This is a genomic window from Paenibacillus sp. 276b, from assembly GCF_900107875.1.
Lineage (GTDB): Bacteria > Bacillota > Bacilli > Paenibacillales > Paenibacillaceae > Paenibacillus > Paenibacillus marchantiae.
On sequence record NZ_FNRR01000001.1, the window covers coordinates 203993 to 217498 of the forward strand.

Annotated in this window: 9 protein-coding genes; 8 read left to right on the forward strand and 1 reads right to left on the reverse strand. The window is 46.9% G+C overall.

What is annotated here, in order from left to right; translation table 11 throughout:
* The 6 genes from BLV50_RS00880 to BLV50_RS00905 all read left to right on the forward strand — a co-directional run bounded on the left by BLV50_RS00880 (position 1) and on the right by BLV50_RS00905 (position 8769).
* Complete coding sequence (locus BLV50_RS00880; protein WP_063564723.1) at positions 1-726, forward strand: HD domain-containing protein; 726 nt, start codon at positions 1-3, stop codon at positions 724-726.
* Positions 727-983: 257 nt separating this feature from the next.
* Positions 984-2051 carry an FUSC family protein gene (locus tag BLV50_RS00885; protein ID WP_064639143.1) on the forward strand — a complete coding sequence of 356 codons (1068 nt, stop codon included), beginning with the start codon at positions 984-986 and terminating at the stop codon, positions 2049-2051.
* A 140-nt stretch (positions 2052-2191) separates the two neighbouring features.
* Positions 2192-2653: a hypothetical protein gene (locus BLV50_RS00890; RefSeq protein ID WP_090805280.1), complete on the forward strand. Its 462-nt coding sequence runs from the start codon at positions 2192-2194 to the stop codon at positions 2651-2653.
* 240 nt (positions 2654-2893) lie between these two features.
* Positions 2894-5269: an RNA polymerase recycling motor HelD gene (gene helD, locus BLV50_RS00895; protein ID WP_090805282.1), complete on the forward strand. Its 2376-nt coding sequence runs from the start codon at positions 2894-2896 to the stop codon at positions 5267-5269.
* A gap of 332 nt (positions 5270-5601) precedes the next feature.
* Positions 5602-7458: an adenine deaminase gene (locus tag BLV50_RS00900; protein WP_072732345.1), complete on the forward strand. Its 1857-nt coding sequence runs from the start codon at positions 5602-5604 to the stop codon at positions 7456-7458.
* A gap of 390 nt (positions 7459-7848) precedes the next feature.
* Positions 7849-8769 (forward strand): hypothetical protein, encoded by a 921-nt coding sequence (locus BLV50_RS00905; protein WP_090805285.1) that lies wholly within the window; start codon positions 7849-7851, stop codon positions 8767-8769.
* A gap of 154 nt (positions 8770-8923) precedes the next feature.
* Here the strand turns inward: BLV50_RS00905 and BLV50_RS00910 are convergent, their stop codons facing one another.
* Positions 8924-9838, reverse strand: coding sequence for an AraC family transcriptional regulator (locus BLV50_RS00910; RefSeq protein WP_090805287.1), 915 nt, complete (start codon positions 9836-9838; stop codon positions 8924-8926).
* Positions 9839-10010: 172 nt separating this feature from the next.
* On the opposite strand from BLV50_RS00910, the gene yicI reads away from it, so the two are divergent.
* Positions 10011-12329 carry an alpha-xylosidase gene (gene yicI / locus BLV50_RS00915; protein ID WP_090805290.1) on the forward strand — a complete coding sequence of 773 codons (2319 nt, stop codon included), beginning with the start codon at positions 10011-10013 and terminating at the stop codon, positions 12327-12329.
* A gap of 148 nt (positions 12330-12477) precedes the next feature.
* A complete protein-coding gene (locus tag BLV50_RS00920; RefSeq protein WP_090805292.1) occupies positions 12478-13494 on the forward strand; it encodes a phosphotransferase family protein in 1017 nt (338 codons plus the stop codon).
* Positions 13495-13506 lie beyond the last annotated feature (12 nt).

The window sequence follows — 13506 nt, forward strand, 5'->3', positions numbered from 1 at the left end:
ATGCAAGAGAATTCCCCTCAACATCTGAACCTACACACGCAACAATTAGGGCATGGGGATCAGGTTGATGGAACGTTAACAGGAGAGGCTATTCTTCGGGCGGCTCGTGCTTTTGTACAGGGAGATGCGGCCGCACATACGGATGGTCATGACTGGCCGCATATCGAGCGGGTGACCGCACTTGCGGTCGAGCTTGCACACCGTATGGGTGCCGATCCCTTTATCTGTGAACTCGCTGCATTGCTTCATGATGTGCCGGATGAGAAGCTTAACGAAAGTCTTGAAGCCGGAATGGCGAAGCTGAATGCATGGCTGGATACCCAGCCGCTTGAAGCGGGTACACGGGAAGCTGTGGTACGCATCACTAGTTCCATTTCCTATGCAGGAGGGCAGCGACCTGCCGTCTCATCCCTGGAAGCCCAGGTGGTGCAGGATGCGGATCGCCTGGATGCGCTGGGCGCTATTGGTATTGCGCGTACGTTTGCTTTTGCCGGCGCGAGAGGTCGTGAGATGTATGATCCCGCCCTTCCGCCACGAGAGCAGATGACGCGGGAGGAATACCGGAATGGACGCAGTACAACGATCAATCACTTTTACGAAAAGCTGTTTAAACTAAAAGATCTGATGAATACGTCCTATGGCAAGGAACTGGCAGAGCAGCGTCATGACTTTATGGTGCAGTTTGTGGAGCAGTTCAAGCGTGAATGGGAAGGAAGGTTTTCATAACTTTCTCCGTTTGAGTTAAACATACAATACCCCCTACTTCCGAGAGTGGAGTGTGGGGTATTGTTTTGTGTACATAGAAGTAGTAGGGAATGGAATTTAACTCATCAACAGGATACAGGGCATGGTAACCCAAAGGCTTCCATGATACAATAAATCGTTCTCCTGAATTGATTTCGGGCAAAAAAAGAAATATGGGGTAATAATGATAATGATCATCCAACGAATGAAATCAGTTTCGAAAAAGAGGAGGGGTCACCATGTCATTTGGTGCACGTGTACTTAAGACAGGGATTGCGGTCACGCTGGCCCTGTACCTTAGCAGCATGTTCCTGAACCCGCAATCCCCCGTTCCCGCCGCAATTGCGGCCATCTTTGCGATGCAGCCATCCATTTATCGTTCCTGGAAGTATTTCCTGGATCAGCTGCAGACCACCACACTTGGGGCAATTGTGGCTCTGCTGGGAGGCATGGTGCTGTCCAATGAGCCCATCGCCGTCGGGTTAATTATTGTGCTGGTTATTATGATTTGTCTTAAATTGAATATGGGCGAAACGGTTGGCCTGACGCTGGTAACCGTTGTATCAATTATGGAAGCGTCGGGTGACTGGCATTTTGCATTGAACCGTTTCCTGCTGACACTTGTCGGCATTGTATCTGCTTTTCTTATTAATATTACCGTATTTCCACCCAAGCCGAAGATTCAGTTCGTGAAACAGATTCAGAGTGTGTTCAGTGGCATGTCACTGCTGCTGCGGACATCGATCTCGGATGAGATTAAGGAAGTGGTGTTCCGGGATGAGAAAAATAATCTGGGCGGTTCCATTAAATCTTTGTCAGATAAATATAATTTGTTTGAAGAAGAACAGAAGAAGATGAAACGTTCCAAATTCAGCGAGACCCGGCAGATGGTCGTATACAAACAGATGCTGCTGAGTCTGCAAAAAGGATTCGATGTGCTGGATTCGGTAGAACGCCATTATTTCCAGGCATCGCGAACACCGGAAATGGATCAGTTCTTTGATACACATCTGGAGCTTGTCATCAAATTCCATGAACATGCGCTGCTCAAATTCGAGGATAAGCTGAAACCGAACGGGGAAGAGGCGGCACAGTTCATTTTGGATAATGATCGCTTCATGGAGCAGGCCATTTCCCAGTTTGATATTGATCAGGAAGGGATGCTGAGACTGTCCATCGTAGCTGCCGCGATCTATGACTATGGCTATCAGCTGGAACGATTGAACCGGCTTGCCGAACATGTGCATAGTGCCAGTGAAGACAAGGAGTCACAGGATAAAATTCTGAATTGGCTTAAATGGCCGTAAACATGGTAATACGGTTTGCGGTGATGTGGTTTCATCATATACAATGGAACCACAACCAGCCCGGACAGCATGTCCGGGTTGTTTTGCATACATAGCGCAAACCTTGCGCAACCAACTCAATCGAACCGAGGTAGATACGTATGAATTTAACACAGCTTGACCCTAAATGGACGCAGTGGTTCAATGGACAGGATCTGGAGCAGAAGCAGCACGAAGCGATGCAATTACTGACTGTGTCCGAAGATGGCTGGACACATCAGGCGATGATCAGTATGGGGGAAGTTATTGCCGTCACGCCCAACCTGCTGAGACTGGCTTTATGGCCGGGAACACAGACAAGTATGAATATGAGTCGAACAGGCAAGGCTACCTTGATTGCTGTCCATCAGCAATGCTTGTTATCTATTCGTCTGGATGTGACTTCACTGCCACAACTCATGGCAGCTGTGCATCCGAGAGATCGTTTCGAGGCTCAGGTGTTAAACGTTCGTGTAGATCATGCACCTTATGCGGAGATTACTTCAGGGATAACATTTCAGTTAAAAGATGAGTCTGGGGCCATCACACGCTGGAGAGAGACCATTGAAGAATTACGACAATAGTATAGGAGCGTTCTATATTCAACCAATTTGAGGGTAATAATAGAATGAAGACAACAAAAAACGCCTCCGCTTGCATCGGGACGTTGTCACTGGTACAATAAAAAATGGTTTTCAGAAAATTAGAACTAATTAACATAAAATAAAAATGTTTACTTTCTAATTAATTATACCATAGCCTTTTCGGGCTTGTCAAATGGGCTTTTGAGGACACAATCCGGGGAAAGAGGGGCGTATTAATATATGAGTACAGACCAGCAATGGAGCGAGGAGCAACAGCGGGTCAACATTGTAACAGAACAGATCGATCGGAAAATCGACATCCTAGAAAAAGAGGTAGGTTCCTTCAGGGACGAAGTTGTGGGGATGAGAAAAGATTTCTGGGACGAAGTCACCATGAACTTCAGCGAAGCGGATGACGTGGGTGAGACCTCCACCAGTATGAGGCAGCAATCACAGGTTCTATCGGATCGGGAGCGCAGTCATCTGAATACGGCAGCAGCGCTAGACAAAATGAAACGGCTGCATCATTCACCGTATTTTGGACGCATTGATTTTAAGGAAAGTGGCTATCCAAATGCAGAGCGAATCTATCTAGGGATCGCATCATTGCTGGATGAGAAGGAGGAATCCTTTCTTGTCTATGACTGGCGTGCACCCATATCGAACCTGTATTACGATGGTGCGCCAGGTCCGGTCACGTATCATACACCGAGTGGTGAGATCCGTGGCGATATTGAGATGAAGCGGCAGTTTGTTATTCGGGACGGACGTATCCGTTTTATGTTCGACACCGGAGTTACGATTGGGGACGAACTGTTACAGGCCGTTCTCAGTCGAACCTCGGATGCACAGATGAAAAGCATTGTGGCGACCATCCAGAAGGAGCAGAATCGGATTATCCGTAATGACCGGACTCGCATGCTGATCGTTCAGGGAGCTGCTGGCAGTGGTAAAACATCCGCTGCACTCCAGCGTGTGGCGTATCTTCTCTATAAATACCGCGAGCATCTGCAAGCGGATCAGATGGTCCTTTTTTCGCCAAACCCAATGTTCAACAGTTATGTTTCTACCGTACTACCTGAGCTTGGGGAGGAAAATATGCTGCAAACGACCTTCCAGGAGTATCTGGAACGCCGTCTGGGTCGTGAATATCAGCTGGAAGACCCATTCATTGAGCTTGAATATGTACTGACCGGAACAGAAGATCCTCAGTATGAAGCACGCATGTCCGGCATTCGATTCAAGTCATCCGAATCTTTCCTGAAGGTGATAACGCGTTATAAGGACAGCATGATGTCGGAAGGCATGAAGTTCAAGCCGGTTCGTTTCCAGGGACGGGCTGTGGTTACAGCTGAGGCCATGGCAGAGAAATTCTATAGCTTCGGGCCATCCGTCAAACTGGTGAATCGATTGGAAATCCTGCGGGACTGGATGCTGAAAGAGTTATCGGCCTTTGGCAAAGGTGAATTGGAAGCCCCTTGGGTAGATCAACAAATGGATCTAATGGAGCCGGAAGATCTGCAGCGGGCCTATCAGCGCCTCAAGCGAAAGCAAAAAGGGAAGGCGGACACGTTCGATGATTTCCAGCAGGAACGGGAGATCCTTGCCCGGATGGTGGTCAGTGATCGGCTCAAGCCTTTACGCAAATGGATCAAATCGCTACGTTTTGTCGATGTCCGTCAACTGTACGCGCACTTATTCAACGACCGGGCCCAGATGGTTCGCCTGTTGGGAGAGGAAGAACTGCCTTCACATTGGGAAGAGATTAGTGAGATGACACTTCGCAGACTGAAAGTACAGGAGCTGGCCTATGAGGATATCACACCTTATTTGTATCTGCGTGAGTTGCTGCTTGGTTTCCATATTAACTCCAATATCCGCCATGTGATCATAGACGAGGCGCAGGATTACTCTGCCTTCCAGCTGGCCTTTATGAAAAGATTGTTCCCGAGATCGAAAATCACCGCACTTGGAGATTTTAATCAAGCTATCTATGCTCACTCTTCGGTATTGAGTGGTACGGGACCGCTGACTAACCTGTATGGACCGGAAAATACGGAAGTGATCGAGCTGACGAGAAGTTATCGTTCAACACAGGAGATCGTGGAGTTTACACGCGGCATGGTTCCCGGTGGAGAAGAGATCGTTCCATTTAACCGAGGCGGGGAGAAGCCGAAAGTGATCGTTTCTTCCAATGAACAGGAGCATCTGGATGTTATTACAGCCGATCTCAAGCATCTGATTCAGGAAGGGTATGAATCAGTTGCGGTCATCTGCAAAACCGCGGAAGAGAGCAAGGACATTCATGAGGCGTTAAGCAAAGTACTGCCTGCGGCACCGAAACTGATCAAGAAAACAACACTTGCCTTTGAACGGGGTGTTCATGTCATCCCGGCGTATCTGGCCAAAGGTGTGGAGTTTGATGCCGTTCTGATCTATGACGGATCTGCATCACAATATGCGCAGGAACATGAACGTAAGCTGTTCTATACGGCATGTACCCGTGCAATGCATTTACTGCATGTCTATTGCATGGGTAAACCGAGCCCATTTATTACATCCCAGTCCGAGGAATTGTATGATATGGGCAAGGTATCTGCGGCTCAGGCCGATTGACTTCGTCTTTCAGGTTCATGAAGAAGGCTTCCGTTCGATGGGACGGGAGTCTTTCTGTGTATTGCGGAATATGATGTGGGGAATAAGAAGCTCCATGGGGATGGTCTTTGGTGTGAGAAGTATGGAGTAGAACACTGGACATAATTGGACATAGTAATTTCATCTCTTCTGACATGAGATCAGGCGGATTAGGTTTCATGGATAAAAAATGATCCATCCTTTGTGTTCATGTACAATAGGTGTGAATTTTCTTTACACATGACGGCGAGACTCATATAATCGTAACAATCTATTTTTTTTTGGATCGTTTATTTAATGAAGGAGGCAGCAACATGAACACACCATCTTTTGAACGCCCATTAATGGCGGATTGCGTACCGGATCTGGTGGCAACAGCACGGGGAGACTTGCCTGCTACCTTGGTCATTCGGGGCGGAACGCTGGTTAATGTGGTTTCGGGTGAAATTTTGCCGGGCATGTCTGTAGCGGTACAGGGAGCCCGGATTGCATATGTTGGTAAAGATGTAAGCCATACCATTGGAGAGAATACACGCATCATTGAGGCTGAAGGCAAATACATTGCTCCCGGATTGCTGGATGGGCACTGTCACATTGAAAGTACACAAATGAAAGTAACGGAGTTTGCGAGAGCCGTTCTACCTTCCGGTACAACGGGAGGGTTCTTTGACCCGCATGAGATCTCCAATGTGCTTGGACTCAAAGGTCTGCGATTGATGCTGGATGAAGCACGGACGACGCCAATGGCTGCTTATATGCAGGTGGCTTCCTGTGTTCCTTCCACACATCCTGGACTGGAGACAACAGGCGCTTATATTGGACCGGAAGAAGTGGCGGAAGCCCTCTCCTGGGGTCCGGATATGATTGGTCTCGGTGAAGTGATGAACTTCCCTGGGGTCGTGTACGGGGACGAGACGATGATCGGTGAGATTCAGGCGACGCTCCGAGCGGGCAAGGTGGCAGACGGTCACTTCACCTGGGCAGCGGATGACTGGCGTCTGCCAGCCTACGCAGCAAGCGGCGTTACGGGGGATCATGAATGTGTTACGAAGGAAGATGTAGTGGAACGCCTGCGGCTTGGCATGTACGCCAAAATGCGTCAGGGCTCTGCTTGGCATGACGTTGCGGAAACGATCAAAGCCTGTACAGAGCTTGGCCTGGATACACGTCGCATGATGCTGGTGACTGATGACCGGAGTTCGGAATCGCTGCTCAAAGAAGGCCATATGGACTTTGTTGTGCGTTTGGCCATTTCTCAAGGAGTGAAGCCGGTTACCGCTTTCCAGATGGCAACGATTAATACGGCTGAACGTTTCGGTGTAGCACGCGATATTGGTGCGGTTATTCCGGGGAATATCGCCGACATTATTTTGCTGGATGGACGCTTGGCTGATGTCCGTGTAGGCATGACGATTGCCGCAGGGCATATCGTGGCAGAGAACGGCAAAATGACAGCGGTCTGGGACAGCTTCACATATCCGGAAGAGGCGCTGAACACCGTGAAACTGGAAGCCAACATCCGGCCGAAGGATATGGAGCTGTCTGCGCCGATTACCGAAGGTACGATTGGAGCGAAAGTCATTCATGTGACGGAGAATCATGTGGATACCAAGGAGAAGCATGTTAATGTCACGGTAGAACATGGCAATGTCGTCGTTTCAACATCAGGTGAAATCTGCAAAATTGCAGTGCTGGAGCGTCACAAACAAACGGGCAATCGCGCCGTTGCTCTTGTTGGGGGCATAGGCTTCACAGGTCCTGCGGCCATTGCGATGACCGTTGCGCATGACAGCCACAATCTGCTCATTATCGGGAATGATGACGCATTGATGGCTGAAGCGGGCAACCGGGTCATTGGAATGCAGGGCGGCGTAGCTGTCGTGACTGCCTCTGGTGTGACTGAATTCCCGCTGCGCATTGCAGGCTTGATGTCCACGGAATCTTTTGAAGTGGTAGCAGCTCAATCTGCGGCTGTCAGTGAAGCGTTACAGTCTGCGGGCTGTACGTTAAATAATGCGTTTATGACGCTATCTCTGCTGGCACTTGTTGTTATTCCGGAATTGCGCTTGTCTGATAAAGGACTGGTACGCATTTCGGCAGAAGGCATTGAGCTGGTATCCCTGTTTGATGAGATGGTGGAGAATACACCGGCTGCTCCAGCTGGTAATTAATGAATAATAGCGTATCCATTCTTCCTTGAAATGGGAAGAGAAGTGTAGGTCGCCTTTGGGCGGCCTTTTTTTATTTTCAGAGGAAAACGCTTACTAGGTCTTGAGTCGTCTGTTGTACATATGCAAAAAATGACCCATGTTAGGGTGGAATTAGGCTTAAATTAAAAATCTTTTCATAAATGAGACTTTAGAACTATAAATACAGAAGTGTGAATACCCGAAATAATGTTATATGATTCTTTCGTCGTGAGTCTAAGAGATGATGTTGCATATAAAAGCAATGTAAATAGTCGTACATCGAAATCGTATCTAATGAATGAATATAAAACGACAGAATTTCATCGAGATTTGCACGATAGAGCTGCATAACATCAAAGGGAGTGTACAAATATGAAAAGCAAAAGAAGATACCAATTCATCTTGTTAATTAGTTGTTTCATGCTGTTTGTAGGGAATACTTATGTTTGCAAGGCCACTGCACTTGGCTCAGTCGACAGTTATGAAACCATCCATGGAACGGTACAGGGAACCGTAAGAGCAACCTGGGTATGGGACACGACGCAGATTCAAAGTAACCCTCAGCTAGTGCTGAAGTTTGCCACAACGAACAAAATCAATACGATCTACCTACAAATGAATCGGGATGTAAAGCTTCCGTACTATACGGATTTCATTCGTAAGGCCAGAGAGAAAAATATTGCCGTGGACGTTATGGATGGAAGACCTGCTTGGGGACTGACGGAGAGCCGGGATCAAATTGCAGATTTTCTGGACTGGGTTGAAGCGTATCAAAATCAAGTAGAGCCCAATGAGAAGTTTGCCGGCATCCATTTGGACATTGAACCTCATGTACATCCAGAGTGGAAAACCAATCAAGCCAGTGTGATTACGCAGTGGCAGGGGAACGTTCAATACATTGTCGATCGAGCCGCACGGATGAAGATGCCTGTTGCCGCTGACCTGCCTTTCTGGCTGGATGGTTATAAAATTCCGGGTTCCACGATGAATGTAAGCAGCTGGATGATCCGCAAGTTTGACTCGATTACCATTATGGCTTACCGGGATACCGCTACGGCCATCTATAATGTAGCGAAGGATGAGCTTGAGGAAGCGTCACTTTTGGGTAAAACGGTATCGATCGCCGTGGAGACCAAGCAAAGCAAGGAAGGCGATTTTATTACCTTTTATGAAGAGGGTACATCGTATATGGAAGCACAGCTTAAGCTGGTCGAGAAAATGGCAAGTGTGCACTCGTCCTTTAACGGATTCTCGGTGCATGAGTATAGCTCATGGGAAACATTAAAAAAGTAAAATGGAATTCCATTCATCAGAATGATAAAGAAGGTGCTTACGGCCGAACAGGCTGTAGCACCTTCTTTGCATCTTCTATCTGAAATATAAGTGGAGAGCATTGAACAATCGTCAATTCAATGTGCTGAGTGCCGCACCGGATAGGAGTTTAAGCTTAGACCAGTGCAGGTTCCATCGCCACTTTCTCATAAAACATTTTGCGATATTGGGACGGGGTAATGTTCTTGTGTTTCTTGAATGTTGTAATGAAATAGCTCAAATGCTCAAACCCGACGTCCATGGCAATATCCACAATTTTGTGATCGGTATTCTCAAGCTGAACACAGGCCTGTTGGATACGATAATAGTTGATATAGTCGACCGGACTTTTCTGCACCATCTGTTTGAAAAAGCGGCAAAAATGTCCTTCGCTCATGTTGGCCTCATCTGCCAGTTCTTTTAACTTGAGTGGTTCGGGGTAACGATTGTGAATATAGCTTAGCACTGATTTCAGGCGCTCCACTTTATCGTGGCTGCCTGACGGAACGGTCCCTTTGAGTGCAGCAGGTCTCATATGTTCAAACATTTGTGCAAATATTAAATAGAGGTAAGCTTTGGTTGTCATCTCGCAGGTTGGTGTGCCAGCGGCATGATCGGCGAAAATTCGTTTCAAATGAAAAATGATTTCTTGCCCCCACGCTTCATCGGTTTGGATATGGTAAGGGGGAAGAACTGTTTTGTGCACTAGCGGGCCAATGAACTTCTCCTGTACGGCATCAAACGTCCGACTGCCTAACAGCTCCGGATTAAATACAATGGATGAAAAAACACAGGGGACATCGCCTTTAAGGTAGCCTGCGTGAATTTCCCCCCGATTAATAAAGATGGCTTCTCCCGCCTGAACCTCTACCGTATTCATATCAATTTGAAAAACAGCACTGCCCTGAGTCACCATGGTGAACTCCATCTCGTCATGCCAATGGCAATCGAGAATGCTGTCGCCATTCAATTGTTGAATATCCGGGTACACACTGACGGGATACATGGCATTGCCGTGAATCCGGTCTTCCCGTAATCGTTCACGTTCCATATGAGAATCTCCTTTTGCATCATTATTAATGTAAACGTTCCCATAGATTGGTGGTGTTTATAAAGAATCGGATATGAAATATCAGAATCGTGATATATTTGGTCAAAATATGAGAAGAAATTCGTTATTAATGTCAATATTATTATAGTATAACCGAAGGGGGAAAGAAAACATGAAATTTACTGATGGATTCTGGATGACTCGTGAAGGGTACCACGTTCAAAACCCGACTGACATTCGTGATATTGTGCAAAAAGAGGATTCTTTAACCGTACATGCGGCTACTAAATATATTCGTACCAAAGGCGACACGTTGAACGGTACATTACTTAAAGCAACATACAGCTCCCCTATGCCTAACGTTATTCGCGTAACCTTGAATCACCATAAGGGCAGAGTGAAAAAAGGGCCTGAATTTGAGCTTAACCATCAAGATGTGAAAGTAGACATCTCGAAAAATGAACAAGGCGCTGTTTTGAAAAGCGGCAATCTGGAAGTTCAAATCGACAAAACGAACGGTTGGGACGTCAGCTTCCTGTATGGAGGAAAACGGATTACAGGTAGCGGTCAAAGAGCGGCTGGTTATATTACTGGTCCAAGTAAGGAAGCGTACTTCCGCGAGCAGCTTGATCTCGGCATTGGTGAATACGTTTACGGACTTGGTGAGCGCTTCACACCATTTGTTAAGAATGGCCAAGTGGTGGACACTTGGAATGAGGACGGCGGTACAAGCAGTGAGCAGTCCTATAAGAACATTCCTTTCTACTTGTCCAATAAAGGATATGGCGTATTTGTAAATCATCCTGAACGCGTATCGTATGAGATTGCATCTGAGAATGTATCTAAAGTGCAGTTCAGCGTAGAAGGCGAGACTTTGGAATACTTCATTATCGGTGGGGACAATCCAAAGGATGTACTTGATAATTATACGAAATTAACAGGTAAACCAGCGCTTCCACCGGCATGGACGTTTGGTCTGTGGCTGACAACATCATTCACTACGGATTATGATGAAGCAACGGTTAACCATTTCGTAGATGGCATGGCTGAACGTGATCTTCCGCTTTCTGTATTCCATTTTGACTGCTTTTGGATGAAGGAATACCAATGGTCTGATTTCGTATGGGATGAAGCGATGTTCCCAGATCCGGAAGGTATGCTTGCACGTCTGAAAGAAAAAGGACTCAAAATCTGCGCGTGGATCAATCCATACATTGCAGAAAAATCCTACTTGTTCGATGAAGGTATGGAGAACGGTTATCTGGTAAAAACAGCGGATGGCAGCGTATGGCAATGGGATTTGTGGCAAGCAGGTATGGCACTGGTTGATTTCACGAACCCAGATGCTGTTAATTGGTATAAGAGCAAGCTGGAAGTCCTGCTTGATCAAGGTGTTGATTCATTCAAAACAGACTTCGGTGAAAGAATTCCGACAGATGTCGTGTACTTCGATGGCTCTGATCCGGTTAAAATGCACAACTATTATACACAGCTCTATAACAAAGCTGTATTTGAATTGCTCGAAGATAAGATTGGCAAAAACGAAGCTGCCCTGTTTGCACGCTCTGCAACAGCAGGTGGTCAACAGTTCCCGGTTCACTGGGGCGGAGATTGCTCTTCTACTTATGAATCCATGGCTGAATCACTTCGAGGCGGCCTCTCACTTGGACTTTCCGGTTTCGGGTTCTGGAGCCATGATATTAGCGGCTTTGAAAGTACAGCGACCCCTGACGTATACAAACGCTGGGTACAATTCGGACTTTTATCTTCTCACAGCCGCCTACACGGAAGCACTTCGTATCGTGTGCCTTGGCTGTTTGACGAGGAATCCGTGGACGTTGTTCGTGACTTCACCAAACTCAAAATCAGCCTGATGCCGTATCTTTACAATTCTGCGGTCGAGTCGACTGTAAAAGGTATTCCAATGATGCGCGCTATGCTGCTTGATTTCCCAGAGGATCCAACAACATACAGCCTGGATACACAATACATGTTTGGTGATTCGATTCTGGTGGCTCCAATCTTCAACAAGGAGGGTGATGTTCGTTATTACCTGCCTGAAGGTACATGGACCAACTATCTGACAGGTGCCAAAGTTGAAGGTGGACGCTGGATAAGCGAAAACCATGACTTCAAAACACTGCCAATGATGGTTAAGCCAAACAGCCTGATTGCTGTTGGTGCTGTGGATAGCAAACCGGATTATGACTTTGCGGACAATGTGTCCCTTCACTTGTTCGAACTGGCTGACGGCAACTCCGCTCAAGCGGTGGTTGTAAACCAAAGTGCTGAGCAGGAGCTGGTTGTTAACGTATCACGTAACGGTTCTGTTCTGGAAGTTCGTGCTGAAGGTGCAGGCAAACCATGGAATCTCGTGCTGCGTGGCATTGAGAGTGTATCCGGCGTAGAGGGTGGTTCCCAAATGTCTGGTGCAAATGGTGTTGTCGTTACGGCAGCAGCAGGTGCTAGCTCGCTTACAATTCAACTGTAATGTTTATTGGATGAACAGAAGGACGGTACCGCAAGGTGCCGTCTGTTTGTCTACTGTCTACTGTCGTGCCATGGAAGTATGGTTCTAACAAAGAAATGGTAGTATCATTTAGTTGCTAGCGACAGATAAAGATAGGGGATTATATCAAATGAGTACAACGAAATCAGGTTTACACCAAACCATTACAGCAGAGATGCTACATCAGTTGGTTGAGAATACTTTTGGAACCGCTACCATTGTGAAGAGTTTTGCACTGTTGCAGGGTGGACTTTTTAATACAACGTATCGAATTCAGCTTGAACATGCGTCGTACACGGATGTGATATTACGTTTGGCTCCAGAGCGTGTAGAATTGCCATTGGGCTCTGCTGGAGATCCGTTATTTTCATTTGAACGGACAATGATGTCTGCTGAACCTGTCGTTTATGAATATTACCGTAAAGCAGGCATTCCTGCTCCAAACATTATTGCCTGTGATGACAGCAGATTGATCATTCCGAGAACCTACATGTTTATGGAGTTTATACCCAGTAAGCAATTGGATCATCCATCGATTTCGGAGTCAGATAAAGAGCAATTATATCATCAGCTCGGCGCTTATACCGCTGTCATGCATCAGATTGAGGGTGCATCGTTTGGCTGGCCGCAAGGGAATGGGACGATTAAAGGCTCGGATCATTGGTCCGAGGTGCTACACTCTTTTGCAGAAGAGACGGCACTCAAAGCTTCACAAGCCGGGTATATGCCAGGTGTGGGAGAAGAAATCGCAGATATGTTCATAACCAATAAGGATTTATTTGATCAGGTGAATGTTCCGGTTCTTGTTCATAATGATCTGTGGGAAGCCAACGTGCTTGTTCATGAGGAGAACGGGCAGCTAAACATAGCCGCCATCATTGATGGGGATCGTTCCATGTTTGCGGACAGGGCGTTTGAGGCGATTTTATCGACAGAATCATCAGCTGGTTTTCATGAAGGTTATGGCCGGCCACAGGATATGTCCGATAAGGGACAGGCACGCCTTCTTGCCTATCGCATACTTTCCTCTTACTTTAACGCATATGTGCATGAACATCAGGTGGATCAGCCGGAGGCAGGAGAGAAGTATCGTGAGCGTACACTGGATCTATTGAAAGAATGGAAGGGACTCAAACTTAACGAATAAGAAGGAGGGTTT

What these genes read in the sequence shown, in the direction of transcription:
- BLV50_RS00880 (WP_063564723.1), top strand. Translation starts at nt 1, where the DNA reads ATGCAAGAGAATTCCCCTCAACATCTGAACCTACACACGCAACAATTA.
- BLV50_RS00920 (WP_090805292.1), top strand. Translation starts at nt 12,478, where the DNA reads ATGAGTACAACGAAATCAGGTTTACACCAAACCATTACAGCAGAGATG.
- yicI (WP_090805290.1), top strand. Translation starts at nt 10,011, where the DNA reads ATGAAATTTACTGATGGATTCTGGATGACTCGTGAAGGGTACCACGTT.
- helD (WP_090805282.1), top strand. Translation starts at nt 2,894, where the DNA reads ATGAGTACAGACCAGCAATGGAGCGAGGAGCAACAGCGGGTCAACATT.
- BLV50_RS00905 (WP_090805285.1), top strand. Translation starts at nt 7,849, where the DNA reads ATGAAAAGCAAAAGAAGATACCAATTCATCTTGTTAATTAGTTGTTTC.
- BLV50_RS00890 (WP_090805280.1), top strand. Translation starts at nt 2,192, where the DNA reads ATGAATTTAACACAGCTTGACCCTAAATGGACGCAGTGGTTCAATGGA.
- BLV50_RS00910 (WP_090805287.1), bottom strand. Translation starts at nt 9,838, where the DNA reads ATGGAACGTGAACGATTACGGGAAGACCGGATTCACGGCAATGCCATG.
- BLV50_RS00885 (WP_064639143.1), top strand. Translation starts at nt 984, where the DNA reads ATGTCATTTGGTGCACGTGTACTTAAGACAGGGATTGCGGTCACGCTG.
- BLV50_RS00900 (WP_072732345.1), top strand. Translation starts at nt 5,602, where the DNA reads ATGAACACACCATCTTTTGAACGCCCATTAATGGCGGATTGCGTACCG.